This window comes from Nitrosomonas halophila (assembly GCF_900107165.1).
In the GTDB taxonomy this organism is placed as follows: Bacteria; Pseudomonadota; Gammaproteobacteria; order Burkholderiales; family Nitrosomonadaceae; genus Nitrosomonas; species Nitrosomonas halophila.
Window position 1 is genome coordinate 1 of sequence record NZ_FNOY01000012.1, and the last position, 26,746, is coordinate 26,746.

Consider the following 26,746-nt stretch of genomic DNA (forward strand, 5'->3'; position numbering starts at 1 on the left):
TGCTGCATAACAACATGCCGTTTGATGGTGACAAGTTTTTCAAAATAAAGGGCGCTAATATGTAAATTTTGCTTGACTGAAGACAGAGTATCTACAATAATTGGCTCGTTACCGGTTTTTGCGTAGGGTACGCTTGCGCACTGGCAGATCGATGCACGGGGCCGCGTACCTGAAATTGAAAAGGGTTCACAGGCATCAATCACACATGATATATGGAATAGGCGCGTTGTTGAGCGTCAGCAAATCGCAGCGCATAGCTGAAGCGTCAGGTGCCTTGCCCTGTCGTCAGCTCAATCCGCCCGATCAGGGGCAGTCTGAGAGCGATTGGATCCGGATCGATCCCGAATGCCAGGCCAAGCAAATTGATTTCGAAACCCTCGACCTCGCTCACGGTGACACCCAGCAAGCCGTACAGCGACCACTGCCAGCCCGCACCACTGGGGGCGGTACCCATCAACTCACTGCCCAGATAATCCTTGCCGATCGCCGTGGGAGGCAAATCCAGCGCCAGCTCGGGAATCGCACGCGATACCCAGGCGGTGAAGGTATTGGAATTGGGACCCGGCCAGACGGTGTATTGATCCTGATAGGGATAATTGCGTGCGACTTCATCGATGCGCTCGATCAACGCATCGACATGCTCGCCACGCTGTTCCGTAAGCAACACCGGGGCGCTGCCATACCAGCGCCGGTCGGGTGCGCTTTGATGGACAGCCAGCACCGACCCGCCCCGACGCAGATACCAGCCGATCACCTCATAAACGGTATAGCTCCTGGCCTGTGACGGTTTGACCGCAATCCAGGTATGCACGCCGAAATAGCCCCGCCAGCCAAAAGCGCGGGCGGCGTAGACTTGCACTACTGCCTCGGGCGTTTCAGTCGGATCAGGCGCCAATCCCACCCGCGCGCGGCTAGCGGTGCGCCAGTTGGTATCTGCGGAATAGCCACCCGCTACAAACAGAAAAACGATGATGGCAATGAGATAAACGCCGGGATGTAATCGAGTAAACATATGTCAGGAAGTCCGTTTCTCTATCGAACAGGATAAAAGCATAAAAGACCCATTCAAATATTTGTTACATAAAGATATAGATGGGAATGCATGGCACGGGTTCATCGCTTCAGAAAAACCCAAATGCATAAACTGGGATAGTCTTTTGCTCCAATTCACCAAAACTGCAAGCTTGGTAGATAGTATATAATGAACTCATGGTATGAACAGCCATCTACCTAATGGTTGGTCGGTGCAGGCAAGGCATGCACCTTCCCAACATTCTCCTCGCGTAGTATTTACGCCGAGCTGTACAGTTTTCCATCATTGATAAATCCTGAGTATGAGAAATCGATAACGAAGTTATATATTCGTTTTATAGGAGGAAAAGACTATGTATCATTCCCTGCTCGCCCTCTCACTAATGGGACTCGTCACATCAGTATCGGCAGAGCCAGGCAATCCGTCCGGTGAGATCAGTCCAGACAATTTCAGCATCTATGGTCATGTCGAGAAAGTTGCATTAATCCCTGACAATAGCAAATTATCGGCCGATATCGAAATTCCCGCCCTGCTCGATACAGGTGCTGCAAAAAGCTCCCTGCATGCCAAGGATATAGAAGTCATTGAAACGGATGATCAGAAATTAGTCAGGTTTGTGTTCGATGATCACAATGGCGGCCAGCATCCGATGACGTTACCTCTGGTAAAGAAGGTGTCAATTAAACAGGCCAGCGGCAAACAAGTTCGATATGTCGTAAGAATGGGCTTATGCGTGGGCGATCACTACGAAAAGCATCTTTTCACTTTGTCCGACCGAAGCAGAATGACCTACCCTGTCCTGGTTGGAAGAAATTTCCTGAAGCATACGGCGCTGGTCAGTTCCAGGCATAAAATGACGAGCGAGCCGAATTGTATGATTGATGGGTAGTAGGCCTTAAACCGAATAGTCCCTTAGGCAATTTTCAGCAGAATACAGGCAGCCCAGGACAATCCCTCTCCGATTTTCATGGTGCATCAATGCACCCGATATATTGCACGGCCCGACGGGCTGTGGCCAAGGAGACGGCCTGAAACAGAAACTTCCCAACAATTTATCGGCAATACCCGCAAGCGCCATAGCCATTTGCGCATTGCCCGTGAAAAAATCGTGAGTCAGGATACACACAGATTCAGTCACGGGTATTTGGATGATTTCATTTGAGACTATCGAGCAGTTTCCTGGCCTCCTCTATCTGAGGGAAGGGTTTTTCAGCCTGCAGCAACCTTTCCAGCTCCGTGCGTGCAGTGCCCTTATCACCTGATCGATGCAGCCCCACTGCATAGTGGTAACGAATCTCAACCGCTTCCGGTGCCCGTGAAACAGCCTTCTGCAATAACGTCACACCACGCTCGACTTCTCCTCGCTCAACCAGTATCCAGCCGAGTGTGTCCATGATGGCCGGGCTGTCCGGTGCCTGCTGGTAGGCTTTTTCTGCATATTCCAGTGCCGCCGGATCTTTTTTCTGTTGATAGACCCAGGCGAGATTATTCAATGTTGCCGCATGATCCGGATGCTGCGCCAGCACGGCCTGGTATTGTTTGATTGCTGGCGCATATTGCTGTTGCGCCAGATAGGCCCCTGCCAGATAGCTACGTGTGACCGTATCGGTCGGATTGTCTTTCAACCATTGATTGATGCGCGTTTCTGCCTGTTTTGACTTTCCGCTCTGGCTCAAGGCTGTATGCAGCTTGATCAACAACTGACTGTTTTTCTGCTTGGACAGCGCTTTATCATAGGCAGCTGCCGCGCCGGCAGTGTCTTTTTGCCCCATCAACAAATCGCCTTCCATTTCAAAGCCGACGGGATGATTTTCATGCAGCTTCTGGATGTCGCGCGTGATCCTGAGCGCTTCATCCAAACGATTGGTTTGGGCTGCCAGTCTGGCTTGAGCCACTTTGGCCTCCAAAAAATCGGGCTGAATCGCCAGCGCTTTTTTCAGGGAATTTGTGGCCGCCTTGTGGTCGCCCATGACGAGATGCACTTGCGCCAACTGCAATTGCGCGGGTGCCGAATCGGGCAGCCTGGCAGCCAGTTTCTGGAAATTATCCAATGCGGCAGGCTTGTCATCGCTCGCCAGATAAGCGCGCGCCAGCAATTCGATGATATTCAGATTATCGGGATAGGTGCCCTGCAGCTTCTTGGCCAGTGCCAGCGCCTGCTCGGGTTCATTCACGCGCAAATAGTGCGCGCCCAGCTGCAAGGCAGGCTGCAATTCATCCGGATTTTCCCGTCTGGCTCGCTCCAGCCATGTGGTGGCTTCAGCCTGGTTGCCCTGGGATAGCGCGAGACTGGCCAGTGCATTCATCGCCTGCAGATGCTTGGGATCCTGCTTCAGCACCGCTTCGAAGCGTTGTCGTGCGCTGTCTGGATTATTTTCCTGCACATCGATTCTGGCCAGATTGGAAATTGCCGGGAAATAATCCGGCTGCAGCTTGAGCGCCTGATTGAAGCTTGCGCGCGCTTTGATCAGATCCTTCTTGCCCAGGTAAACACCCCCTTTCAAGTTATGAAAAAGCGGATTATCCGGTTGTTCCTTTTGCAGGGATTCCACTGCCGCCAGGGCCTTGTCATATTCACGCATTTGCAAATGGGTCATGACCAGCATCACACCCGCCCGGCTGGATTGACCCTCCAGCTGGGCAGCCATTTCCAGATCGGCAATTGCGCTTTTGCTATCGCCCTGCCCCAATTTGCTCATGGCCAGCGCGGTTTGCAGGGCTGCATTATCTGGCGTCAGTGCGTCGGCCTTCTCAAAGTATTCGGTGGCCTTGACGAAGTCTCCTGACCGCATGTAGGCCTCGCCCGCCAGTGCATATAATTGCACGTCCTGCTGAACCGCATTCAGTGCAGGCGTCAGGGTTCTGACCGCCTGCTTGGCCTGGTTACTTTTTAACTGGATCGATGCCATCAGCTTGAGGGCATAAAGATTGTTGGGAATAGCCTTGAGATATTGGGCAACATGCTGTTCCGCTTGTGGTATCGATCCCAGCGCAAACTGCGTGGCGCCCGCCAACAGGACACTGGGCATATGGTTCGGCACGACACCCAGTATCTGTTGCAATGATTCTTGGGCAGCCGTATGTTTACCCTGACTGAAATCAAGCAATGCCTGGGTGTACACAGCGGATAGATCACCCGGGGCAATTTTGCGGACAGTATTCAAATCGGCCTGAGCGGATTCAAATTTCTTGGCGCTGATCGCAATGGTCGCGCGGTTGACATAGGCGGAGACCGTATCGGGCTTCAGTGTGATGACTCGATCATAATAGGCCAGCGCTTCGTCCACTTTGCCCTGGGCCCGCAACAAATCGGCCTTGAACAACAGGACATCACTATTCTCGGGGTTGTGGATGACGGCATCCTCAGCGTAACGCATGGCCGATTCGACATCTTGCTGCGTGAGTGAATATCTGGCCAGTCCGACCAATGCCTCGGCAGATCCTGGCTGATCCTGCAACGCCTGCTCAAACAATAACCTGGCATCCACGAATTTGCCCAATGCCAGCAGAGCATTGCCGCGCAATACCAGCAGTTCGGCAAAATCGCCCTGTTCGGACAGTTTCTCGGTCTCGTCCAGCAATTGCTGGAATTGCCCCATGCCCAGCCATGCCTGGCCCAAATCGGGCAAAACCTTGGCAGGATCCATGCCCAGGCTCAGTGCCTTACTCAGCTCCTTTTCCGCAGACTGGATGTCGCCCACCTTGTTGTAAAGCGTGCCCAGCAAGTGACGTATTTCAGGATCATTCGGACTTTGCTGCAGGGCATTTTTCAATTGTATGATGGCCGCCTTGTCGTCGCCCTGTTGCTGATACTGTACCGCTTCGGCAACAAGTGCCTGAGCATCTTTGGCATTGCCGCAGGCAGAAAGCGAAAATACCACTATCAGCATGGAGGCAAGTAGCGTTGGAAATTTAGTTTGCTTAGTCGTTTTACCAAAGCTGCCCATTTTTACCCCTCTTGATAATTAAACACATGACTTGCGGAATGACACATTAACCTAAATGGACGACTGCCTTCAATCCACACAACCAAAGCATGACGGCAACTGACTTTCATTCAATTTCTCCGGCAGGCAATGAAGCGGCCTCCCTGTGCTCTGTGCTGACAGCAAGGCGCGTTTTCAGATACAGGAATATACATGCCATTCAGAGCAATGCCTGTTAGTTATATCACAATTCCAGCATTCCCGAATCCCCAGAATTAACGGTTATTTTGGGCTTTGATGCTAAACTGAAGGCATCATGAATCAGTTATTTTATTCTAGTTATTTATCTACTCAGTCACACAGAATTGGCAAAATGCGTCACGCTATTCCTGATTTTCCTGCAGCTGCCCCATGACAACTGCAGGCCTGGATGACGTAACCAATCTTGGCATCCTAGGAGGCTGCCCGAGATTAGCGATCGTAGCGAGAGCGAGGCTGATTGAGCAGGATTTTTCGATTATTTGGGGCAAATAGTCGTTCTATTTAACGAAAATAATCGGAAAGTCCGGCCAATCTGCCTCGTTCGCAGTAGATCGGTCTATTCTCGGACAGCCTTCTAGGCGAACGATTATATTCAAGTTTATGAAGGAAATATTTTTATGCAAACAGTAGCGGTTGTGGGGTTGGGATATGTGGGGTTGCCTCTGGCTATCGAATTTGGAAAAAAACTCGACACGATCGGGTTCGATGTTTCAGAGCAAAAAATCGCGCATTACCGTCGCCAATGTGATCCCACTGGCGAAGTCTCCTCAACAGATTTCCAGGCCGCGCAGCGGTTGACGCTGACGGCCAATCCGGCCGATCTGGCGCAGGCCGACTTTATCGTCGTGGCCGTGCCGACGCCTGTCGACCTGGCACATCAGCCCGATTTCACTGCCTTGAAGCGCGCCAGCGAAACAGTCGGCAAGCATATGAAAAAAGGCGCGATTGTCGTTTATGAATCGACGGTCTACCCGGGCGCGACTGAAGAGGTGTGCATCCCCGAACTGGAACGGCATTCAGGCCTGCGCTGGAAGCAGGATTTTTTTGTCGGTTACTCGCCTGAGCGTATCAATCCAGGCGACAAACAGCATACCTTGACCACCATTACCAAGGTAGTGTCCGGCGACACCCCCGAAGTACTGGATAAAGTCGCGCGCCTGTATGAAACAGTCGTCACTGCCGGCGTCCATCGTGCCTCCAGTATCAAAGTGGCCGAGGCAGCCAAAGTGATCGAAAATACGCAGCGCGATCTCAATATCGCCTTGATGAACGAGCTTGCCATCATTTTCGATAAACTGGATATCGATACCCAAGAAACCCTGCAAGCAGCCGGCACCAAATGGAATTTTCTGCCATTCCGGCCCGGTTTGGTGGGAGGACATTGCATCGGGGTCGATCCGTATTACTTGACGCACAAGGCCGAAATGGTGGGTTACATGCCGCAGGTGATCCTGTCTGGCCGCCGCATCAATGACACCATGGCCAAATATGTGGCCGAGCAAACCATCAAACAGATTATCAAGGCCGGTTTCAACGTCAAGGGCGCGCAAGTCAACTTGCTGGGATTGACATTCAAGGAAAATTGTCCGGATTTGAGAAATTCCAAGGTCGCCGATGTGATCCGAGAGCTGCGGGATTATGGCGTTGAGGTCCATGTGCATGACCCTGTGGCGGAAGCCGAAGAGGCCGGGCATGAATACGGGGTAACACTCAAGGCATGGGAGGATTTGCCGCAGGCGCATGCCTTGATTATAGCGGTCGCGCACGAGGCATTCACTGGCAAATCCTTGTCCGATATTCAGGCCAAGATGGTCTCGCAGGGCTGTTTCATCGATGTCAAATCCCAGTTCGATGCACAAGCCATGCGTCAAGCGGGCTTCCATGTCTGGCGGCTTTGATCACAGGGTGCGCTTGCGTACCTGCTGACGATGGCCTATTCCAGGCTTCGTGCGTTCCACTGCAATTGCACAAAGGCATATTTTGCAAAACCTAAGAACCATAGTTGCACGCGGTTGTTAGGTTAAATCCTCATCAAAAATTACCCATGACAACACCATACACTGAGACTCGACAACATTTGCAGCACAACAGTTATTGCTGGCTGGTAACCGGTGTGGCAGGTTTCATCGGCTCGAACCTGCTCGAAACCCTGCTTGGGTTGAACCAGAAAGTGGTGGGGCTGGACAATTTTTCTACCGGCCATCCTCACAATCTCGATCAGGTAAGCATGGCAGTCGGGCCCGAGGCCTGGTTGAACTTCAAGTTTATCGAGGGCGATATTAGGCAATTGGCCGACTGCCGCAAAGCCTGCGAAGGCGTTGATTTCGTCCTGCACCAGGCGGCGCTGGGATCGGTACCGAGATCGATTGATGATCCCATTCTCACCAACGAAAGCAATGTCTCTGGCTTCTTGAATATCCTGGTCGCCGCGCGCGACGCCCAGGTCAAGCGCTTTGTCTATGCAGCTTCCAGTTCCACCTATGGCGACCATCCGGGTTTGCCCAAGGTCGAGTCAGTGATTGGCCAGCCACTGTCACCCTATGCGGTAACCAAATATGTAAATGAATTATATGCCGATGTATTTGCTCGCTGCTATACCATGCAATCGATCGGCCTGCGCTATTTCAATATTTTTGGTCCTCGGCAAGACCCCAATGGGGCTTATGCTGCGGTCATCCCGCAGTGGATAGCGGCCCTGATCAGAAATCAACCGCTTTACATCAATGGAGACGGCGAGACCAGCCGGGATTTCTGTTTTGTAGAAAATGCCGTTCAAGCCAACTTGCTGGCCGCATTGACAACCGATGCTCAGGCAACGAACCAGGTTTACAATATCGCAGTGAACGCGCGCACCAGTCTCAATCAGCTTTATGCCATGATGCACGACCTGCTGATCGATCGCTTTCCGCACATCAGCAGCCATCAGCCGACTTATCGAGATTTCCGCCAAGGCGATGTCCGACATTCCCAAGCGGATATCGGCAAGGCACATGAGCTGCTGGGCTATATGCCCACACACCGGATCGATCAAGGATTGAAACAATCGATGAACTGGTATCTACAGCATCTTTCCTGAACAGGCGTGTAGGGTGCACTCGTGCACCGGCTTTTGTTATGCGAGGGAACCTACTGACAGTGGCCGGAGTTTGACGGTGCGCAAGCGCACCCTACGATAATATGGCTAGGAGGCTGCGGCCATCCAGACGCCTTTCAGCGGCAATGTATCACCGCCATGTACATGATGACATTGACGAATTGGGTCTAAACGGAAATTTCCAGACAGCGGCTCAGATTCACACCGAGACGACCCGGATATCCGGTTCGATCGTTCTCAGCAGCTGCTCTATCCCTCGCAATGTACCGGTGATTGAACTCGGGCATGTCCCGCAGGCACCCTGATAGTGGATTTGCAGGACATTCTCCTCCAGACCGAGCACGTGCAGATCGCCACCGTCATGCTGCAAATAGGGCCGCACTTCCTCGTCCAGCAGTATATTGATACGCTCCAGCCGCTGCCGGTCTGCCTCGCTGAGATTGGCCAGTCCCTCATTGGCTGCGGCTACGGTAGCGGCCGATTCATCGGTCGCAGCCGGAGCGGCGCGAATTGGATCAGCCACGGCCCGCGCGAGGTCTTGCCAGTCGGCTTCGCCATCCTGGGTAATGGTAATCCAGCGATCGACATAAAACACATTGGTGACATGATCGATATCGAACAGGGCCGAGGCCAGTGGATCCTCTTCGGCTTGTTCGGGATTGTCATAAGAGCGCACAACACCCCAGGTAAGCGGCTCTTTCAAAATGAATTTCAACGCGTTGGGATTCGGCGTCCCTTCTATTTCTGCAATTTTCGGCATAAGCTTATCAGTGATTGCTCACTGCCAGTTGTGCCGTATTGTCTTCATCGGTTTCAGTCGAAACAGCGACAACCGAATTCATGGCGGCATGCAGCGTATGCCATGGCAAAATGGCACACTTGACCCGCGTCGGCAAATCGCGCACCCCTCCAAGCACCTTCAACCGACCAAGGTGATCGAGGTCGGCCGGATCGGAGCCGTCCACCACCATTTCACGAAACTCATTGACCAGTGTCTCGGCCTCCTGACGGGTCTTCCCCTTGACAGCGGCTGTCATCATCGAGCTGGAAGCTTTGCAAATCGCGCAGGATTCACCATGAAAAGCAATTTGCTCGATATGCTCGTCGGCTATCGTGAGATCCAGAGTGATACGATCGCCACAGAGCGGATTGTGCCCTACCGCATGATGGGTAGGGTGATCGAGTGAGCCGTAGTTACGCGGCTTGCGGTTATGATCAAGGATGACTTCCTGATAAATGGATTTCAAACTCATAGTGCGAAGACCTTTTGTACGGATCGAATGCCTGCCACCAGGGCATCGACCTCATCTCTGTTATTGTAAAAAGCAAATGATGCACGGGAAGTTGCCGGCACCTTGAAGCGTTCCATGATCGGTTGCGCACAATGGTGGCCCGTGCGCACGGCGATGCCTTCCTGGTTAAGCAGTGTACCGACATCATGGGGATGAATACCGTCAATGACAAACGAGATCACCGCAACTTTGTTCAGGCTGTTGCCAATGATGCGCACGCCCGGCATTGCCTGGATTTGCTCGGTTGCATAGCGCAGTAAATCATGTTCGTAGGCGGCGATATTATCGAGACCAATCTGATTCAGGTAATCGATTGCGGCGCCGAAACCGATCGCTGCCGCAATCGGCGGCGTTCCCGCTTCGAATTTGTAAGGCAGTTCGTTATAAATCGTTTTCTCAAAAGTGACCGAGGCAATCATGTCCCCCCCACCTTTGTAGGGTTGCATCGCTTCCAGCAGATGTGCCTTGCCATAAAGCACTCCGATCCCTGTGGGGCCGAAGAGCTTATGCGCCGAGAATGCATAAAAATCGCAATCCAGCTCTTGCACATCGACTTGCAAATGAGGGGCGGCCTGCGCGCCATCGATCAAAACCGGAACACCATGTTGATGCGCAATGGCAATCATATCCTTGATCGGATTGATGGTGCCAAGCGCGTTCGACACATGCGAAAGGCCGACGAAGCGAGTCTTTGAATTGAAGAGCTTTTCGTACGCCTCAACCAGCAATTCACCGCTGTCATTGATCGGCACAACCCGAATGTGGGCGCCCTTTTCTTCCGCCAGCATTTGCCAGGGCACTATGTTGGAATGATGCTCCAGGGTCGTGAGGATGATTTCATCACCGCTCTGGATGAACTTGCGGCCGTAGCCGTGCATGACCAGATTGATGCTGTCAGTCGTCCCGCTGGTGAAGATCACTTCTTTCTCTTCCCGTGCCCCCATGAAATGCTGCAATTTACGGCGCGCATTTTCATATTCTTGCGTGGCCACTTCGGAAAGGTGGTGGACGGCACGATGAATATTGGCATGCTGGGTCGTCTGGTAACGGACCAATCGATCAATGACAGCTTGCGGCATCTGACTGGAAGCGGCATTGTCCAGGTAGACAAGCGGCTTGTCACCGACCCGGATGCCGAGTATCGGGAAATCGGCGCGCAGATGCTGCATTGCCGTGGGTGTTGCCTGGGGAGTGAATAATGCTTCGACGCTTTTCATAGTTCAATTGACCTGTGTGCTGACAAGGACAAGTTTCTCAAGCTGCTGTTTGAGCGAAGCCACCGGAATGCGGTTGATGACTTCACCACCAAAGGCATAGGTCAGCAGATTGCGGGCAGCGGCATCGGACAATCCCCTGCTTCGCAAATAAAACAGTGCTTCCTTGTCGAGTTGGCCGATCGTTGCCCCATGCGCGCATTTGACGTCATCCGCAAAAATTTCAAGCTGTGGCTTGGTGTCCACACGGGCCTTGTCCGATAGCAGCAGATTACGGCTCATTTGCCTGGAATCAGTCAGCTGGGCATGCGGGCGCACCATGATTTTTCCGCTGAATACTCCACGGGCACTATCATCGGCAATACATTTGTGAAGTTGCTGGCTTCTGCCATGCGGCTTGGCATGATCGATAAAGGTATGCGTATCGGCCAGTTGTTTGCCGGCTATGAGCGTCAGGCCATCAATGGCACATTCCGCATGCTCGCCCGCCAGCACGATATTCTGACTGTAGCGTGAAATTTGGGCGCCAAGAGTCAGACTGACCGCACGATAACACGCATCCGGCGCAATGACGGTGGTATTGTTGGCAATATGAAATGCCTGCTGACTCTCGCGCTGGACACGCATATGCTGTACCTGCGCGGAACGGGCAAGATGCATTTCCATCACGGAATTGGTCAGATAGGCGGCATCCCGCAACGCAACATATTCCTCGACCAGCGTCGCCCGAGCACCCGGCTCGGCAATCACCAAACACCTCGGGTAAGTTGTCTGTTCTGGCTGCGAGGTGATAAACAAGACATGGATCGGCGCAGCCGCCGAGACATCGGCGGGAATGATGATCCCCACGCCATCATGGAGAAAAGCCGTATTCAACGCCACGAAAATGTCATCCTGAAAGTCCGCCAGCCGGCCCAGGTGATGCGCCACCGTGGCTGTGTGCTCGCGAGCCAGCGAAGACAGATTGCCGGCGATGACGCCACTGTCATGTTCGATGCTCGATAATTCAGCTGAGAATTGACCATCGACAAACACCACCCGATTCGGCACATCATCCAGCGTATAACGCGCGATATCGCTACCGGTTAAGCTTGAGGCAACCGATGCCCGTGGAAAAAGCGCACTTTTTAGCGGCGTGATATCGGTAAAACGCCATTCTTCATCCCGTGTCGTGGGCAGTCTGAGCGCTTCGATACGGCCGGCTGCGCTGGTGCGCAACTGATCGAGCCAAGACATGGCAGGCATGGCGGAAGCAGCCGCTTCCGCTTTCCAGGACGCAATCAGTTGCGTGAGATAATCGTCTTTGATCACTGAACTCATAATTGCGTTCCTAACGCACGCCCTGCCTCACTATGCAACCAGTCATAGCCATGGGTTTCGAGAGCAAGCGCGAGCTCTTTGCCACTCGTCTTGATAATGCGCCCGGCCTCCATCACATGCACATAATCGGGAACGATATAATCCAGCAAGCGCTGGTAATGCGTCACCAGAACGATCGCGTTATCTTTGTTGGCAAGCCGATTCACGCCATTTGCCACGATCTTGAGCGCATCGATATCGAGACCGGAATCGGTTTCATCCAGAATGGCCAACCTCGGCTCCAGCAGGGCCATTTGCAGAATCTCGTTACGTTTTTTCTCACCGCCGGAGAAACCTTCATTGACACTCCGGTCGAGAAAATCCGGCTTCATTTCGAGCTGTTTCATTTTTTCGCGCACGAAATCATCGAATTCCAAGGGATCGAGTTCCTCCTTGCCATGCTGCGCTTGCACAGTGTTGTATGCCAGCCGTAGAAACTGGTCATTGGCAACGCCGGGGATTTCGATCGGGTACTGAAATGCGAGGAACACGCCGGCACGCGCCCGTTCTTCCGGCGCCAGACTGGACAGATCCTGACCATCGAGACGCACCGTGCCTTGGGTCATCTCATAAGCTGGGTGGCCCGCCAGCACCTTGGCAAAAGTGCTTTTTCCGGAACCATTCAACCCCATGATGGCATGAATCTCGCCGCTTTTGACGGTAAAATCCACACCTTTGAGGATCTCCGTTCCATCAACGGTTGCATGCAGGTCACGGACTTCCAGCAATACTTTACTGTTCGGATCTATCATCCCACACTCCCTTCCAGCTTGAAGCTGAGTAATTTTGTCGCTTCCACGGCGAATTCCAACGGCAACTGCTGGAAGACTTCCTTGCAGAAACCATTGATGATCATCGATACTGCCTCTTCGGCATCGATGCCACGCTGAGCGAAATAAAACAATTGATCTTCTCCGATCTTGGAAGTCGACGCTTCATGCTCGACCTGTGCGCTGTTGTTTTGCACTTGAATATAGGGAAAGGTATGCGCACCGCACTGACTGCCGATCAGCATCGAATCACACTGCGAATAATTGCGGGCATTGGTTGCTGTGGGCGCGATTCTTACCAACCCGCGATAGCTGCTATTGGATTGACCGGCCGAGATGCCCTTGCTGACAATGGTGCTGCGGGTATTCCGGCCGATATGAATCATTTTGGTGCCCGTATCTGCCTGCTGATGATGATTGGTGACGGCCACTGAATAGAATTCCCCCACGGAATTCTCGCCACGCAGGATGCACGAAGGATACTTCCAGGTAATTGCGGAACCGGTTTCCACCTGGGTCCAGGAAATACGCGAGTTCCTGCCTTTTGCCAGGCCGCGCTTGGTGACGAAATTATATATGCCGCCCACGCCATTTTCATCGCCAGCATACCAATTCTGTACCGTCGAATATTTGATGTCGGCATTATCCAGTGCGACCAACTCGACCACTGCCGCATGCAGTTGATTGGTATCGAATTGGGGTGCGGTGCAGCCTTCCAGATAGGAAACGGATGCACCCTCTTCCGCGATGATCAGGGTGCGCTCGAACTGCCCGGATTCCTGGGTATTGATCCGGAAATAAGTGGACAGGTCCATCGGGCATTTGACGCCCTTGGGAATATAGCAGAAAGATCCATCCGTAAAGACGGCGGAATTCAATGCCGCATAGAAATTGTCTCCCGGCGGCACAACCGTACCCAGATACTGCTTGACCAGCTCAGGGTGATGTTGAACCGCTTCGGAAATGGAACAGAAAATGATGCCAACCTCGGCCAGCTTTTCCTTGTAGGTCGTGGCAACCGAGACGCTGTCAAAAATGACATCAACGGCGACCCAAGCCAATGCGGCCCGTTCATGCATGGGCACACCCAGTTTTTCGAAGGTTCGCAGCAATTCGGGATCCACTTCATCCATACTGGCCAGCTTTTTCTTCGGTTTGGGCGCAGAATAATAACTGATGGCCTGAAAATCGATTTTGGGATGTTTGACGTTCTGCCAGGTCGGCTCGGTCATGTCCAGCCACCTCTGGTAGGCCTCCAACCTGAAAGCCAGCAGCCATTCAGGTTCATTCTTTTTGGAAGAAATCAGCCGGATGACATCCTCATTCAGGCCCTTGGGCGCGACATCCGATTCGATATTGGTGACAAAGCCGTGCTTATATGGTTGATTAACCAAATGTTGTAATGCAGCACTCATTTTTATAATTCCTGATTTTGTTCCTGCGTTTTAAGGCTGAAACTCTCTCCACAGCCACAAGTATTATCAATGTTCGGGTTGCTGAATCTGAAAGTACTGTTCAGGCCTTCCTGAACATAATCAATTTCGGATCCATCAAAAAAGGACAGATGATCCTGCCTGACCACGACCTTGGCGCCGCGTGACTCGAACAGCTGATCGTCAGCCTGTACTTCATCTGCATAATCGAAAAGATAGGCAAACCCTGAACAACCGGATTTTTTAATTCCCAGTCGCAGGGCAACCCCCTTGCCTCGTTTGGTCAGCTGTTGCCGAATCTGGCTGGCTGCGCGTTCTGTCAAAGTAATTGCCATGGTTCTTCCTTTCATGGATTGCCAATCAGAATGCCGCTTCCCGCATATCGTACAGCTTGACCACGGCCTGTTCGCGTTGCAGCTCGCGTTGGTTCTGCTCATCCACCAGACGCTGCAGCGTGACATGCCCAAGATAATCGAATATGATTTCGTTGAGCTTGGCCCAAAGGTCGTGGGTCATGCATTTGCTGTCGCCAAGACAGTTTTCTTTGCCGCCACACTGGGTGCTGTCGATCGGTTCATCGACGGCCAGAATGATGTCCGCTACCGACACCTCATCCAGGTCCTTGGCCAGGCAATAGCCGCCGCCTGGTCCGCGCACGCTGTCAACCAGTTCGCGCTGGCGCAATTTGGCAAACAGCTGCTCAAGATAGGATAGTGAAATTTTCTGCCGCTGGCTGATATCGGCCAGCGCAACCGGGCCGCTGCCATGCCGCATTGCGATATCCAACAGTGCTGTTACCGCAAATCGTCCTTTTGTTGTCAATCTCATTACAATTCCTTAGTACAATAGAGCGGTTAAAAAGTATTTCCGATAATTTTTGTCAACTATATAATACCCGACAATATTAGTCAACTTTAGTGGTCCATAAACTGCCTGCATGCGTCACTAAATAATTCCAATAAACAATGAATTCCAATCCGTCAAAATACCGCTTCGCATCCACTGGATCAAAAAAAACCAAGTCTTGCCCGCTTCCTGCAATGCTCGCTGCACTGCTGTTATGTGCTTTGCTTGCTGCATGTTCCAAAGACAGCACAAACCGGAATGAATTCCCTGAAACGGATCAGGCACTGCCAGTAAGCGTTGTCAGAGTCAACCCAGTCAACGCACCGAGAATGACCGAAACGGTTGGCCAAACGGAAGGCGCGAAGGAAGTGGAAGTGCGCCCACGCGTCGGCGGCATTCTGCTCAAACACTTATATGAGGAAGGCGAAAGTGTCCAGGCGAATCAGGCGCTGTTTCTGATTGATCCGGAACCGTTCCAGATTGCACTGGCACAGGCACACGCCAAACTCTCCGAACAACAGGCACGCGTGACGGATGCCGAACTGGAAGAGGCGCGCCTGAAAAGACTGGTCGCTGAAAACTTTGTCAGTCAGCGCATGTATGACAATGCCGTGGCAAGTCTCGCCATCGAACGGGCGGGCCTGAGGGCCACGCGCGAGCAGGTCAGGCAGGCACAACTCAATCTCTCCTATACCAAGGTGGTGGCCCCGGTCGGCGGATCGTCGGGTCGCGCCCAGTTTTCCGAAGGCTCGCTGGTCGAAGCGCAGAACAGCCTGTTGACCACCATTCACCAAGTGTCGCCCGTGTGGGTGCGCTTCAGTCTTTCCGATCATGATCTGACCAGGCTGGGAGGCTATCTCACCGAACAGAACGTCCAGCTTGTCCAGGTTATTCAGCCAGACGGCAGCGAGTATCCGCTGTCTGGCAAAATCAATTTTGCTGCCAGTTATATTGACCCCATACTCGGTACGCAGCAGTTGCGCGCAACTTTCGAAAATCCGGACAAGCGCCTGTTACCCGGCCAGTTCGTGCGCGTCAGAATCAAAACCGGCGAATACCAGAACGTGTTTGTCGTGCCCCAACCCGCCGTGCTGGCTTCGGATCTCGGCAAATACGTTTATGTCGTGAACGAACAAAACGAGGCTACCATACGCTCCGTCCAGGCAGGCGAATGGACGGGCAAGGACTGGGTCATTCTGGATGGACTCATGTCAGGCGACCGAGTGATCGTGGACAACCTGATCAAACTACAGCCCGGGCTGATTGTTGCGCCACAGGAAGCGACTGACGCACCCGGGCACGCGTCGCTCTGAAAACCGGCCCAGGCCCAATCCACCCACTTCTTCATTTGTTTGAATCATGAGCCGTTTTTTTATCACACGCCCCATTTTTGCCTCGGTTTTATCAATCTTGATCGTACTCGCCGGGATTGCGGCCGTTTTGCAATTACCGATCGCACAATATCCTCAAATCACGCCGCCAACCGTACTGATTACCGCTACTTTTCCCGGCGCCAATGCCGAAACACTGGCCAGAACCGTTGCTGCGCCGATTGAACAGGAACTCAGCGGCATCGAGGGGTTGCTCTATTTCGATTCCAGCGCAGATTCGAGCGGCACATTGACCATCACGACCACATTTGAAATCGGCACCGATCTTGACCAGGCCACGTTCAACGTCAGCAACCGCATGAATATCGCCCTGCCGCGCTTGCCCGAAGAAGTGCGCCGCACAGGGGTCATCGTACAGAAGCGCTCCAACGATATCCTGCTTGTACTGATGCTGACTTCAAACAATGAAAACCATACGCCGCTGTTCCTGAGCAATTACGTCACCACCAATATTCTCGATGAACTGAAGCGCACGCCAGGCGTCGGCGAAGCGAGAGTCTTCGGCGCCCAGGACTATTCCATGCGTATCTGGATCCGGCCCGATCGCATGGCACAGCTGGGCGTGACCACCAGCGATATTGTCGAAGCCATACGCGCACAAAATTCACAATATGCGGTGGGGAAAATAGGCCAGGAACCGGCATTGCCGGATCAGCAGCTGGTCTATACGGTCACAGCCAAGGGGCGCCTGTTGCAGCCCGAAGAATTCGGCAACATCATATTGCGGGCGGACGGTCCACGTGGCGTACTGCTGCTCAAGGATGTCGCACGCATCGAGCTCGGCCCCCAGGACTACGACATCCGGACTTTTCTGGATGGCGAACCTGGCGTGGGCATTCCCATTTTCTTGCGGCCGGGATCGAATGCCCTGGACACCGCCAAGGCCATCAAAACAAAAATAGCCAAACTGGAGCAGGGCTTTCCGGAAGGCGTGGTTTACAGCATACCCTATGACACCAGCGATTTTGTCAAGGAATCAATCTGGGAGGTATTCAAAACCCTGGGTGAAGCGATGATCCTGGTCATCATCGTCGTCTATCTATTTCTACAAAGTTGGCGCGCGGCATTGATTCCCATTATCGCCGTGCCGATTTCCCTGATTGGTACCTTTGCCGGCCTGTGGCTACTCGGCTTCTCCATCAACACCATGACACTGTTCGCGATGGTGCTCTCGATCGGAATCGTGGTAGACGACGCCATCGTGGTACTGGAAAATGTCGAGCGGCTGATTTCGCAGGAGAAACTTCCTCCCCTCGAAGCTGCCATCAAGGCCATGCGCCAGGTTTCCGGCGCTGTGATAGCCATGACCCTGGTCCTGGTCGCTGTCTTTCTGCCAGTGGCGTTCATTGGCGGGATCGCGGGCGAACTCTACCGGCAGTTTGCAGTCACCGTGGCAGTGGCCGGCGTACTATCCGGCGTGGTCGCTTTGACCCTATCGCCAGCCTTATGTGCAATTTTGCTCCAATCCACACACACCGACACAAAATTTTTCCGCCTCTTCAATCGCGGCTTTGATTCGATCCGGAATGTCTATGTGGGCCTGGTCAACAAAAGCCTGCATCACGCCTTCATCAGCACGCTCATTTTTCTGGCGTTCGTAGGGGCTGTTCTGTATCTGGCCAATATTATCCCTAAGGGCTTTGTTCCACCAGAAGACCAGGGGTACGTTATCACCGAAATTATCCTGCCAGACAGCACCACCTTGACCAGAACGATCCAGACCACCGAGGCTGTGCGGACTCAAATAGCACAACACCCGGCCGTCGCACACGAGTTCGCGGTCAATGGCTTCGATCTGATCGGTGGCGGCAACAAAACCAACGTGGCCACCATGTTTGTCCGCATGACGGACTGGTCGGACAGAAGCGCGACGGCAGACGATATCGTGCAGGAGCTGTTCGGAATCGGTGCACAACGCTCGGATGGATTGGTCATCGCTTTCAATCCGCCGGCCATTCGCGGCCTGGGCAGCACCGGCGGGTTTGAAGCATATATCCAGACACTTGCCGTATCAGATCCGCTGGTGCTGTCCGAGATCGTCTCCGATTTCATGGACAAGCTGCGGGCAGATCCGGCGATTGCCTCGGTCAATACCTTCTTTCGTCCGAATGTTCCGCAACTGTTTGTGGAAGTCGATGAGGCCAAGGCGATTTCACAGGGCATAGCCATTGGTGACATATACGCCACCTTGCAAAGCACGATGGGCGCATTCTATATCAATGACTTCAACCGTACCGGCCGAACCTATCGAGTCCAGTTGCAGGCGGATGCCCCCTACCGCATGAAACCGGAGGATCTGGGTAACGCTTATGTCCGTGCGGCATCCGGCGCCATGGTGCCGTTATCCGCAATCAGCAAGGTGCACCATATCATCGGCGCGGAGCAGTTAGAGCGTTTCAATGGCTTGCTGTCAGCAAAGATCCTGGGCGAAGGCATTCCCGGCGCAAGCTCGGGCGAAGTGATCGAACGGGTCGAAGCGCTCGCCGCTGAATTTCTCCCGAACGGCTACCAGTTGGCCTGGACCGGCAAGGCATTCCAGGAAAAGCAAACGGGGGCGGCCGCTGTGCTCGCTTTCAGCCTTGCCATTGTGATGGTATTCTTGATCCTTGCAGCCCAATACGAAACTTGGGCATTGCCGTTGGCGGTTATCATGGCCGTGCCATTCGCGGTCACTGGCGCATTGGTTGCCGTCCTGCTGCGCGACATGCCGAACGATATCTATTTTCAAATCGGAATGGTCACGCTGATTGGCTTGGCCGCCAAGAATGCTATATTACTGGTGGAGTTTGCCAAACAAAAAATGATGGAAGGTGTGCCAACCTTTGAGGCCGCCATTCAATCGGCCCGGCTGCGTTTCCGGCCGATCGTCATGACCTCGATGGCATTCATTCTGGGTGTCGTCCCGCTGGTAATCGCCACCGGCGCGGGTTCGGCCGCGCGCCAATCGATGGGCACCGGGGTATTTGGCGGGATGATACTTGCGGCATTCATCGCACCCATTTTCGTGCCCTTGTTCTTTTCCTGGCTAGCCGGCAAAAAACGCCCGCGTGCCACTGAAAAGGCATGACGGACATGACAATCAGCCATGGCGCAGACAATCAGGAGCCGTGAAGGAATAAGTGTGACAATTGGGCGCGTCTGGTGGGATGCAACGCAAGGCGAGAGGAGGAGTCATAGCAAGGCTATGGCGACGACGAGTAACACCGCAGTGCGCCCGCCAGATGCGATCCAAGTGTTACAGTTGTTTTTGAGCGACTCCTTAGCCAGACTGAAGCCGCGCTACCCCGATTAAATGCTCAAAAAAATGTTTTGTGCCCTTGAATTGTTAAATTGAATAGCGGCCTGTTTACGGCGTGCCTGGCAATGCAACGCACCGAATTGCGCTGCATTCAGGTCTCATGGTGGTGCTGCAACGCCCTGGAAGGCATATCGATGCTCTCCTGGCCATGCCTGCCACGCGGCTTAAAAACCGCACACGCCAGCCCGTCCACCAACCCATATTTCCAGGTTCAAGAAACCTGATGTGCGAGGTATAATGATATTTTTGCAGATTTTCATGAAACGACTCATCTTCTTTCTGCTTTGCCTACTGACAGCATTACCGGCCTTTGCGCAACAACCCGAGCTGTCCTTGGCCGCCAAATCTTTTGTTTTAAGCGATTTCCACAGCGGCCAGGTACTGGCCAGCCATAACCCGCACGAACGGCTGGATCCAGCTTCACTGACCAAGCTGATGACCGCCTATGTGGCATTCTCCGCTATCAAGCAGGAACGCATCGCGCTTGATCAAGTAGTGCCCGTCTCGAAGAAATCCTGGCGCATGGTCGGGTCGCGCATGTTCATCGAACCCAACAAGCGAGTCACTGTCAACGAACTGATTCGCGGCATGATCGTTCAATCCGGCAATGATGCCTGTGTCGCACTGGCGGAATTGATCGCAGGCTCGGAAGACATGTTCGCGCATATGATGAACGAAGAAGCGAAACGCTTGAAAATGCACAATACGCATTTCACCAACTCGACCGGATTGACACATCCCGAGCACTACAGCACGGCACATGATCTGACATTGCTCGCATCGGCCATTATTCGGGATTTCCCTGAATTCTACCCGCTCTATTCGTTGAAGGAATATACCTACAACGGCATTACCCAGCCCAACCGCAACCGGTTGCTATGGACCGATCCCAACGTGGACGGCATGAAAACCGGCTGGACCGAGGCTGCTGGCTATTGCCTGATCACATCTGCCCAGCGGGATCACCGCCGGCTGATTTCTGTTGTCATGGGCACTGCCTCGCCCAATGCCCGCAGCATCGAGAGTCAACGTTTGCTGAATTATGGCTTCCAGTTCTTCGATACTGCCCATCCTTACAAGAAACATCAAACCGTGGCCAACGTCCAGCTCTGGAAAGGCGCCCAGAACAAACTCAAGGTGGGTTTCGACCGGGATATCTATTTCTCACTGCCCCGGGGCAAGGTTGACAAGCTCAAGGCCAGGATGGAATACCGGCAGCCGCTTGTCGCGCCGATCGGTCAGGGACAGGAAATTGGCGCTGTCAGATTCGTTCTGGATGGCCAGGAAATTGCTTCTTACCCGTTGATTTCACTTGAAACTGTCGAGGCGGCCGGTTTCTTGGGGCGAGCCTGGGACAACCTGAAGATGTGGCTCAATTAACGCATATTGGTATTTATGATTTATCTCAACGGAAAGTTTCTGCCCATCGAACAGGCTTATATCCCGGTCTTGGATCGCGGCTTTATTTTTGGTGACGGCGTTTACGAGGTCATCCCCGTCTATTCGCGCAAACCCTTCCGGCTCTCTGAACACTTGATCCGCTTACAACACAGCCTGGATGGAATTCGCCTCGACAACCCCCATTCCGAAGCACACTGGAGCCAGTTGATCGCACATATCATTGCGCACAATGAAGGCGAAGATCAATATCTTTATCTGCATATCACCCGCGGTGTCGCCAAACGGGATCATGCTTTTCCGCTGGGCGTACCGCCGACCGTCTTCATCATGAGCACCCCCTTGCCGCCACCGCCCCAGGCATTGCTCGCCAGTGGCGTGCCAGCCATCACTGCGCAGGACAATCGCTGGGGGCGATGTGATATCAAAGCCATTTCCCTGCTGCCCAATGTGCTGCTGCGCCAGCTGGCTATCGATGCACGCACCATGGAAACCATTCTGCTGCGTGACGGATTGCTGACCGAGGGCGCCGCCAGCAATATCTTTATCGTCAAGGATGAGGTGTTGCTGGCCCCGCCCAAAGACCACCGGATGTTGCCCGGCATCACCTATGATGTCGTACTGGAGTTGGCTGAGACCCATGCCATCCCACATGCCGTGAGAGAGATCTCCGAGGCTGAATTACGCTCCGCCCAGGAAATCATGCTGACCTCTTCCACCAAGGAAATCCTGGCGATCACCCGGCTGGATGGCGAACCGGTCGGCAACGCCAAGCCCGGCCCGGTATTTCAGCAGCTCAATCAGCATTATCAAGCCTACAAGGCAACTATGATGCGGGGTCAACCCGCGCTCTCCTAGCAGGACCAGTATGACTGAAGAGTCTTCGTTGATAGAATATCCTTGTGATTTTCCTATAAAAATCATGGGAAAATCGCACCAGGGTTTCACCCAGGAAATATTGACCATCGTGAAAACCCATGCGCCGGATTTCGACGACACCACTGTCGAAGTGCGAACCAGCAGGAATGGCGCCTACCTGAGCCTGACCTGTATTATTTGCGCCACCTCACGCCCGCAACTGGACGCGCTCTATCAGGCACTGCACGATCATCCACTGGTCGTCATGCTGCTGTAGCCGGCAGACAAACGGAAAACTCAGGCACATCATTAACGCCTTGCCGATTAGGCCAGCCCGTTCCGGGCACTGAAAGGCCCGCACTTTTTTGGATCATTACCATGGCCGTATGGGTACCCCCCTGAATGACCGATCATATGGAACAAATATCAGACCACAACCGCCTGGGCCGGCATGATGACCGCAGCCAAAGCGAATCGATCCCAGTCATCATCAAGCCCCTCGGCCATATGGAGTATCTAGCCACTTGGCAGGCCATGCAACACTTTACGGCACAGCGGACCACACAGACGCTTGATGAGATCTGGCTGGTGGAACACCCGCCCGTTTATACGCAAGGCATTGCCGGCAAGCCCGAGCACCTGCTACGGCAGAACGGCATTCCGCTCGTCCGGACAGACCGGGGCGGGCAAATCACCTACCATGGGCCCGGTCAAGCCATCGCCTATCTGTTGCTTGACCTGCGCCGCTGGCAATTAAATGTCAGGGCGCTGGTCAGAAAGATGGAAGGCGCCGTGGTAGACTTGCTGCACGCCTATCGCATCGAGGCGCAAGGCCGGGTGGATGCGCCGGGAGTCTATGTCGATGACGCCAAGATTGCCTCTTTAGGCTTGAAAATAAGGCATGGCTGCTGCTATCACGGCATCGCGCTCAATGTCGCGATGGATCTTGCGCCTTTTGCCGCGATCAATCCCTGTGGCTACCCAGGGTTACGCATCACACAGGCCAGCGATCTTGGCATAGCCGATAGCCCGGAAATGCTAAGCACAAAACTGGCCCAGAGATTACTGGCCCGATTAACCAACCCCTAATAGAGGAAACTGATTTCTCATGACAGCTGACACTCATCAACGCGGCGCTGCCAAAACCGCACGCAATCCGGTTAAACTGGATTCACAGCAGTCCAGCCAACCGCTGCGCAAGCCTGCTTGGATCCGCGTGCGTTCATCCAATAGCCAGAAGTATCTTGAAGTCAAACGCCTGCTGCGGGAAAACAAGCTGCATACCGTCTGCGAAGAAGCCTCCTGTCCCAATATCGGTGAATGCTTCGGACGCGGCACGGCAACTTTTATGATACTCGGGGACTTGTGCACCAGGCGCTGCCCCTTTTGCGATGTCGCCCATGGCCGCCCCCATGCACCCGACCCTGACGAGCCCAAACATCTGGCACATTCCATCGCGGTGCTGAAACTCAACTACGTCGTGATCACCAGCGTGGACCGCGATGACCTGCGAGATGGTGGCGCACAGCATTTTGCGGACTGCATTCGCGAAATACGCGCGCAGTCTCCCCAGACCCGGATTGAAATTCTCGTGCCGGATTTCCGTGGCCGGCTCGCGGTGGCACTGGAGAAATTATCTTCCTGTCCACCCGATGTCATGAACCACAATCTGGAAACGGTGCCACGCTTATACAAACAATGCCGGCCGGGTGCGGATTATGCGCACTCATTGCAATTGCTCAAGGATTTCAAATCCGCCTTCCCGGATATTCCCACCAAATCCGGTCTGATGCTCGGGCTGGGCGAAACCGATGAGGAGATTATCGATGTCATGCGCGATTTACGCGCCCATCAGGTCGATATGCTGACCGTCGGGCAATACCTGCAACCCAGCACTGGCCACTTGCCCGTTGTCCGCTTTGTCTCACCGGAAGATTTCAAGAGCTTTGAACGCATCGCCCTCAAGCTTGGATTCAGCCATGCCGCCTGCGGGCCAATGGTGCGCTCCAGTTACCATGCCGATCAGCAAGCGCACGAGGCCGGGGTCAAATAGTGGATTTTGCGGTAGGAATTCGCGTCGCCCGCGTACAGACACAGATACGCAAGCATGTAACAAACGGCCCTCGCCGCACGCGAGAGCAGGAATTTAAAGCCTGACAGCCACTTGCCTGCTTGCCTATCCCGCAGCCAGGTGGCCATCCTCTTCCGGCATGGCCGGCCAGCCCGGCGGTTCATCGTCGAACGCTTTGTCACCATCCTCAATAGCCACACCATGCGGCATCAGCCCGGCAAAGTCGTAATGCTGACGATCTGCCAGATGCGAAAGCTGCACATTCTGCAAGGCAGTAAACATTGTTTCCAGCCGGCCTGGAAACTTCTTGTCCCATTGCTGCATCATCTCCTTGATGGCCTGGCGTTGCAGATTCTTCTGAGACCCGCATAAATTGCAGGGAATGATTGGAAATTGGGCGCTGGCAGCATAGGCGGCGACATCCTTCTCCCGGCAATAGGCCAGTGGCCGGATCACGATATGACGGCCATCGTCGCTGACGAGCTTGGGGGGCATGGCTTTGAGCTTGCCGCCATAAAACATGTTGAGAAAGAAAGTTTCCAGAATATCATCACGATGATGACCGAGGGCAATTTTGGTTGCACCCAGCTCGCCCGCAACCCGGTATAACACGCCCCTGCGCAGGCGGGAGCAAAGGCTGCAAGTTGTTTTCCCTTCCGCAATCACGCGTTTGACTACACTATAGGTATCCTGCTCCACGATGCGGAAGGGCATGCCTATTTTCGTCAGATATTCTGGCAATACATGTTCTGGGAAACCTGGTTGTTTCTGATCGAGGTTGACCGCAATCAGCTCGAAATCGAGCGGCGCATGTGCCTGAAGGTTGCGCAGGATATCGAGCAGCACATAACTGTCTTTCCCACCAGACAGACACACCATGACTCGATCACCCTGTTCAATCATGTTGAAATCGGCGATAGCCGTCCCCACAAGGCGGCGGAGTCGCTTGTGTAGCTTGTTAGTGTTATATGCCGACTTTTTAGAAAGAACTTCCATCACCTTATCGATTCCTGTTATACATAAAAATGCAGCACATGCAAAAAATCTGGTGGATCCTATTGACGAAAAGGAACATTCGAATAATCTTGCTATCCAACCAGAAGGCAGTTACAGGCTCTGTACTCTATCCAAGCGGAGGGTTGTATGAAAAAGTCTCTAATTGTATCCTTCTCGATTCTTTGCCTGGGATCAGCCATGACTTATGCTGCCGAACAGCATTATAGCAACGCAGCGATAGGCAAACCAGGCGTCCTTGAAAACGTGACGCGAACCGTTGAGATCGAGGCCTATGAAAACCGCTTCTCACCCTCCGAGATTACTGTCAGGCAGGGCGATACCGTCCGGTTCATCGTCAGAAATACCGGAGAAAAAAAACATGAAATGATGATAGATACCATGCAACATCTCAGGGAGCATGCAAAAATGATGCGGTTGCATGCTCATATGGAACACAACGAACCCAATCAAGTAACACTTGCACCGGGTGAACAAAAAGAACTGATCTGGCAGTTCACGCACGCAGGTGTCGTCGATTTCGCTTGTCCGATGCCCGGCCATTTCAAGGGCATGCGTGGCAAGATCATAGTGGAGGAAAAATGACCAAACAACTGAATCAATTCTTTACCCAATCCATGCTGGCCATCGCTTTGGCAGGTGCCAGCATGCATGTGGCCGCAGCGGCAACCATCGAAGTTTATAAAAGCCCGACTTGTGGATGCTGTTCAAAGTGGGTCGACCACCTGCGGGACCATGGCTTCACTGTCAATACCCATGACGTCGGCAATCAGGAAGCCCGTGCACGGGCCGGCATCTCTCCTTCACTGGGGTCTTGCCACACCGCAACAGTCAATGGCTATGCCATCGAAGGACATGTACCGGCAGCCGATATCCAACGACTCCTCAGGGAGAAACCGCGCGCGGTCGGGCTAGCCGTTCCGGATATGCCGCATGGCTCGCCCGGCATGGAAACCGGCCGGAACGATCCCTACAACGTATTGCTGATCCGCAAACCAGGCGACGAACGCAGCGCTGCAACAATTTACAGCCGCTACGGTACAGATGGGCAAACGCAGACTGGCGGCGCAGCAAACAGCGACACATCGGGATCTGTCTTGAGGCTCAGATAAAGTGGCGTTGACCAGAATAGCCCTGCTTGTTTCCTTGTGTTACGTCACGGCCTGCTCGGATCAGCAGACTGCGGCTCCCGCCAGCGAGGCGCTGGATCGCATCTTGGGCAGATCCATGACACAAGAACCAGTCATACGCGACTTCGATCCAGCCCAGGTTGCGCGCGGACAGGCGATCTTCCGCAACAACTGCGCCGGATGCCATGGCCAGAATGCGGAAGGCACACCGGACTGGCGCAAACCATTGGAAAGCGGCAGATATCCTCCACCGCCTCTCAACGGTACCGCACATGCCTGGCATCATTCGACGGAAGAACTCAAGCGTTTCATTCTGAATGGTGGCCCGCCCGGAGAAGGGCGCATGCCCGGCTGGGCAGGCATCCTGACAGATCAGGAAATCGACGATGTTCTGGTATGGATAAAATCCTTGTGGCCGGACGAAGTCTATGAGGGTTGGTATACGCGAATCGAGAACAGGCCTTGAGCTGACTTGAAGGCTGTCCGAGACTGATCTACTGCGGACGAGACTGGCCGGCCCTCGCTACGATAGCTATGCTCGGACAGCCTCCTAGGCAAGCGCAATACGCCATACGGC

The 26,746-nt window shown here is 53.5% G+C and carries 25 protein-coding genes; 13 read left to right on the forward strand and 12 right to left on the reverse strand.

The window, feature by feature from the left end:
- Together BLV85_RS15435 and BLV85_RS04430 are read right to left on the reverse strand one after the other, a co-directional pair.
- Positions 1-203: hypothetical protein (locus BLV85_RS15435; protein WP_218132777.1), on the reverse strand; the 203-nt coding region annotated here is incomplete at its 3' end.
- Between the two features lie 62 nt (positions 204-265).
- Positions 266-1,012 carry a DUF3750 domain-containing protein gene (locus tag BLV85_RS04430; protein ID WP_090412548.1) on the reverse strand — a complete coding sequence of 249 codons (747 nt, stop codon included), beginning with the start codon at positions 1,010-1,012 and terminating at the stop codon, positions 266-268.
- 373 nt (positions 1,013-1,385) lie between these two features.
- Between BLV85_RS04430 and BLV85_RS04435 the strand changes: the two genes are divergently transcribed.
- Entirely contained in the window at positions 1,386-1,922 is a 537-nt protein-coding gene (locus BLV85_RS04435; RefSeq protein ID WP_090412549.1) for an ATP-dependent zinc protease family protein, read from the forward strand.
- 265 nt (positions 1,923-2,187) lie between these two features.
- Here BLV85_RS04435 and prsT read toward each other — a convergent pair whose 3' ends face one another.
- A complete protein-coding gene (prsT, locus tag BLV85_RS04445; RefSeq protein WP_090412552.1) occupies positions 2,188-4,980 on the reverse strand; it encodes an XrtA/PEP-CTERM system TPR-repeat protein PrsT in 2,793 nt (930 codons plus the stop codon).
- A gap of 638 nt (positions 4,981-5,618) precedes the next feature.
- Here prsT and BLV85_RS04450 point away from each other — a divergent pair.
- Together BLV85_RS04450 and BLV85_RS04455 are read left to right on the forward strand one after the other, a co-directional pair.
- Complete coding sequence (locus tag BLV85_RS04450; RefSeq protein WP_090412554.1) at positions 5,619-6,899, forward strand: nucleotide sugar dehydrogenase; 1,281 nt, start codon at positions 5,619-5,621, stop codon at positions 6,897-6,899.
- Between the two features lie 146 nt (positions 6,900-7,045).
- A complete protein-coding gene (locus BLV85_RS04455; RefSeq protein WP_090412555.1) occupies positions 7,046-8,077 on the forward strand; it encodes an NAD-dependent epimerase/dehydratase family protein in 1,032 nt (343 codons plus the stop codon).
- 217 nt (positions 8,078-8,294) lie between these two features.
- Here BLV85_RS04455 and BLV85_RS04460 read toward each other — a convergent pair whose 3' ends face one another.
- The 8 genes from BLV85_RS04460 to BLV85_RS04495 are packed head-to-tail and all read right to left on the reverse strand — an operon-like array spanning position 8,295 to position 14,991.
- Positions 8,295-8,855, reverse strand: a complete 561-nt coding sequence (locus BLV85_RS04460) for a NifU family protein (protein ID WP_090412557.1) — start codon at positions 8,853-8,855, stop codon at positions 8,295-8,297.
- Between the two features lie 7 nt (positions 8,856-8,862).
- Positions 8,863-9,348: a Fe-S cluster assembly sulfur transfer protein SufU gene (gene sufU / locus BLV85_RS04465; RefSeq protein ID WP_090412559.1), complete on the reverse strand. Its 486-nt coding sequence runs from the start codon at positions 9,346-9,348 to the stop codon at positions 8,863-8,865.
- Complete coding sequence (locus BLV85_RS04470) at positions 9,345-10,604, reverse strand: cysteine desulfurase (protein ID WP_090412560.1); 1,260 nt, start codon at positions 10,602-10,604, stop codon at positions 9,345-9,347. Before BLV85_RS04470 ends, sufU begins: the two co-directional genes overlap by 4 nt.
- Before the next feature lie 3 nt (positions 10,605-10,607).
- Entirely contained in the window at positions 10,608-11,921 is a 1,314-nt protein-coding gene (gene sufD, locus BLV85_RS04475; protein ID WP_090412562.1) for a Fe-S cluster assembly protein SufD, read from the reverse strand.
- Positions 11,918-12,712, reverse strand: coding sequence for a Fe-S cluster assembly ATPase SufC (gene sufC, locus BLV85_RS04480; protein WP_090412564.1), 795 nt, complete (start codon positions 12,710-12,712; stop codon positions 11,918-11,920). The genes sufD and sufC overlap by 4 nt, the downstream gene beginning before the upstream one ends.
- Positions 12,709-14,145, reverse strand: a complete 1,437-nt coding sequence (gene sufB, locus BLV85_RS04485) for a Fe-S cluster assembly protein SufB (protein WP_090412566.1) — start codon at positions 14,143-14,145, stop codon at positions 12,709-12,711. The genes sufC and sufB overlap by 4 nt, the downstream gene beginning before the upstream one ends.
- 2 nt (positions 14,146-14,147) lie before the next feature.
- The gene (locus BLV85_RS04490) at positions 14,148-14,498 is read right to left on the reverse strand and encodes a HesB/IscA family protein (protein ID WP_090412568.1); all 351 of its coding nucleotides are present in this window, start codon (positions 14,496-14,498) and stop codon (positions 14,148-14,150) included.
- 25 nt (positions 14,499-14,523) lie between these two features.
- Positions 14,524-14,991 carry a Fe-S cluster assembly transcription factor gene (locus BLV85_RS04495; RefSeq protein WP_090412570.1) on the reverse strand — a complete coding sequence of 156 codons (468 nt, stop codon included), beginning with the start codon at positions 14,989-14,991 and terminating at the stop codon, positions 14,524-14,526.
- Between the two features lie 212 nt (positions 14,992-15,203).
- Between BLV85_RS04495 and BLV85_RS04500 the strand changes: the two genes are divergently transcribed.
- The 7 genes from BLV85_RS04500 (at position 15,204) to lipA (ending at position 24,007) form a co-directional block, all read left to right on the forward strand.
- Complete coding sequence (locus BLV85_RS04500; RefSeq protein ID WP_245725086.1) at positions 15,204-16,322, forward strand: efflux RND transporter periplasmic adaptor subunit; 1,119 nt, start codon at positions 15,204-15,206, stop codon at positions 16,320-16,322.
- Positions 16,323-16,368: 46 nt separating this feature from the next.
- Positions 16,369-19,467 (forward strand): efflux RND transporter permease subunit, encoded by a 3,099-nt coding sequence (locus tag BLV85_RS04505; protein ID WP_090412574.1) that lies wholly within the window; start codon positions 16,369-16,371, stop codon positions 19,465-19,467.
- Between the two features lie 489 nt (positions 19,468-19,956).
- Positions 19,957-21,078, forward strand: coding sequence for a D-alanyl-D-alanine carboxypeptidase family protein (locus BLV85_RS04515; protein WP_245725087.1), 1,122 nt, complete (start codon positions 19,957-19,959; stop codon positions 21,076-21,078).
- A gap of 15 nt (positions 21,079-21,093) precedes the next feature.
- Positions 21,094-21,954 (forward strand): D-amino acid aminotransferase, encoded by an 861-nt coding sequence (locus BLV85_RS04520; RefSeq protein ID WP_090412578.1) that lies wholly within the window; start codon positions 21,094-21,096, stop codon positions 21,952-21,954.
- A gap of 10 nt (positions 21,955-21,964) precedes the next feature.
- Positions 21,965-22,231 carry a YbeD family protein gene (locus BLV85_RS04525; protein WP_090412580.1) on the forward strand — a complete coding sequence of 89 codons (267 nt, stop codon included), beginning with the start codon at positions 21,965-21,967 and terminating at the stop codon, positions 22,229-22,231.
- A 137-nt stretch (positions 22,232-22,368) separates the two neighbouring features.
- Positions 22,369-23,043 (forward strand): lipoyl(octanoyl) transferase LipB, encoded by a 675-nt coding sequence (gene lipB, locus BLV85_RS04530; protein WP_090412642.1) that lies wholly within the window; start codon positions 22,369-22,371, stop codon positions 23,041-23,043.
- A 19-nt stretch (positions 23,044-23,062) separates the two neighbouring features.
- A complete protein-coding gene (gene lipA, locus BLV85_RS04535) occupies positions 23,063-24,007 on the forward strand; it encodes a lipoyl synthase (RefSeq protein WP_090412582.1) in 945 nt (314 codons plus the stop codon).
- Positions 24,008-24,130: 123 nt separating this feature from the next.
- Here the strand turns inward: lipA and ttcA are convergent, their stop codons facing one another.
- Complete coding sequence (gene ttcA / locus BLV85_RS04540) at positions 24,131-25,021, reverse strand: tRNA 2-thiocytidine(32) synthetase TtcA (protein ID WP_090412584.1); 891 nt, start codon at positions 25,019-25,021, stop codon at positions 24,131-24,133.
- Between the two features lie 147 nt (positions 25,022-25,168).
- Here ttcA and BLV85_RS04545 point away from each other — a divergent pair, with 147 nt between their 5' ends.
- The 3 genes from BLV85_RS04545 to BLV85_RS04555 are packed head-to-tail and all read left to right on the forward strand — an operon-like array spanning position 25,169 to position 26,635.
- Complete coding sequence (locus tag BLV85_RS04545; protein WP_090412586.1) at positions 25,169-25,624, forward strand: cupredoxin domain-containing protein; 456 nt, start codon at positions 25,169-25,171, stop codon at positions 25,622-25,624.
- Positions 25,621-26,151 carry a DUF411 domain-containing protein gene (locus BLV85_RS04550; RefSeq protein ID WP_090412589.1) on the forward strand — a complete coding sequence of 177 codons (531 nt, stop codon included), beginning with the start codon at positions 25,621-25,623 and terminating at the stop codon, positions 26,149-26,151. Before BLV85_RS04545 ends, BLV85_RS04550 begins: the two co-directional genes overlap by 4 nt.
- A gap of 7 nt (positions 26,152-26,158) precedes the next feature.
- Entirely contained in the window at positions 26,159-26,635 is a 477-nt protein-coding gene (locus tag BLV85_RS04555) for a c-type cytochrome (RefSeq protein WP_425433780.1), read from the forward strand.
- Positions 26,636-26,746 lie beyond the last annotated feature (111 nt).

Bases quoted from the DNA above. Each gene is read 5' to 3' on its own strand.
- sufB (WP_090412566.1), bottom strand. From the start codon at position 14,145: ATGAGTGCTGCATTACAACATTTGGTTAATCAACCATATAAGCACGGC.
- BLV85_RS04545 (WP_090412586.1), top strand. From the start codon at position 25,169: ATGAAAAAGTCTCTAATTGTATCCTTCTCGATTCTTTGCCTGGGATCA.
- prsT (WP_090412552.1), bottom strand. From the start codon at position 4,980: ATGGGCAGCTTTGGTAAAACGACTAAGCAAACTAAATTTCCAACGCTA.
- BLV85_RS04435 (WP_090412549.1), top strand. From the start codon at position 1,386: ATGTATCATTCCCTGCTCGCCCTCTCACTAATGGGACTCGTCACATCA.
- BLV85_RS04490 (WP_090412568.1), bottom strand. From the start codon at position 14,498: ATGGCAATTACTTTGACAGAACGCGCAGCCAGCCAGATTCGGCAACAG.
- BLV85_RS04550 (WP_090412589.1), top strand. From the start codon at position 25,621: ATGACCAAACAACTGAATCAATTCTTTACCCAATCCATGCTGGCCATC.
- BLV85_RS04430 (WP_090412548.1), bottom strand. From the start codon at position 1,012: ATGTTTACTCGATTACATCCCGGCGTTTATCTCATTGCCATCATCGTT.
- BLV85_RS04495 (WP_090412570.1), bottom strand. From the start codon at position 14,991: ATGAGATTGACAACAAAAGGACGATTTGCGGTAACAGCACTGTTGGAT.
- BLV85_RS04525 (WP_090412580.1), top strand. From the start codon at position 21,965: ATGACTGAAGAGTCTTCGTTGATAGAATATCCTTGTGATTTTCCTATA.
- BLV85_RS04520 (WP_090412578.1), top strand. From the start codon at position 21,094: ATGATTTATCTCAACGGAAAGTTTCTGCCCATCGAACAGGCTTATATC.
- BLV85_RS04460 (WP_090412557.1), bottom strand. From the start codon at position 8,855: ATGCCGAAAATTGCAGAAATAGAAGGGACGCCGAATCCCAACGCGTTG.
- sufU (WP_090412559.1), bottom strand. From the start codon at position 9,348: ATGAGTTTGAAATCCATTTATCAGGAAGTCATCCTTGATCATAACCGC.
- BLV85_RS04505 (WP_090412574.1), top strand. From the start codon at position 16,369: ATGAGCCGTTTTTTTATCACACGCCCCATTTTTGCCTCGGTTTTATCA.
- BLV85_RS04515 (WP_245725087.1), top strand. From the start codon at position 19,957: ATGAAACGACTCATCTTCTTTCTGCTTTGCCTACTGACAGCATTACCG.
- BLV85_RS04500 (WP_245725086.1), top strand. From the start codon at position 15,204: ATGCTCGCTGCACTGCTGTTATGTGCTTTGCTTGCTGCATGTTCCAAA.
- sufC (WP_090412564.1), bottom strand. From the start codon at position 12,712: ATGATAGATCCGAACAGTAAAGTATTGCTGGAAGTCCGTGACCTGCAT.
- BLV85_RS04450 (WP_090412554.1), top strand. From the start codon at position 5,619: ATGCAAACAGTAGCGGTTGTGGGGTTGGGATATGTGGGGTTGCCTCTG.
- BLV85_RS04470 (WP_090412560.1), bottom strand. From the start codon at position 10,604: ATGAAAAGCGTCGAAGCATTATTCACTCCCCAGGCAACACCCACGGCA.
- lipB (WP_090412642.1), top strand. From the start codon at position 22,369: ATGGAACAAATATCAGACCACAACCGCCTGGGCCGGCATGATGACCGC.
- lipA (WP_090412582.1), top strand. From the start codon at position 23,063: ATGACAGCTGACACTCATCAACGCGGCGCTGCCAAAACCGCACGCAAT.
- ttcA (WP_090412584.1), bottom strand. From the start codon at position 25,021: ATGGAAGTTCTTTCTAAAAAGTCGGCATATAACACTAACAAGCTACAC.
- sufD (WP_090412562.1), bottom strand. From the start codon at position 11,921: ATGAGTTCAGTGATCAAAGACGATTATCTCACGCAACTGATTGCGTCC.
- BLV85_RS04455 (WP_090412555.1), top strand. From the start codon at position 7,046: ATGACAACACCATACACTGAGACTCGACAACATTTGCAGCACAACAGT.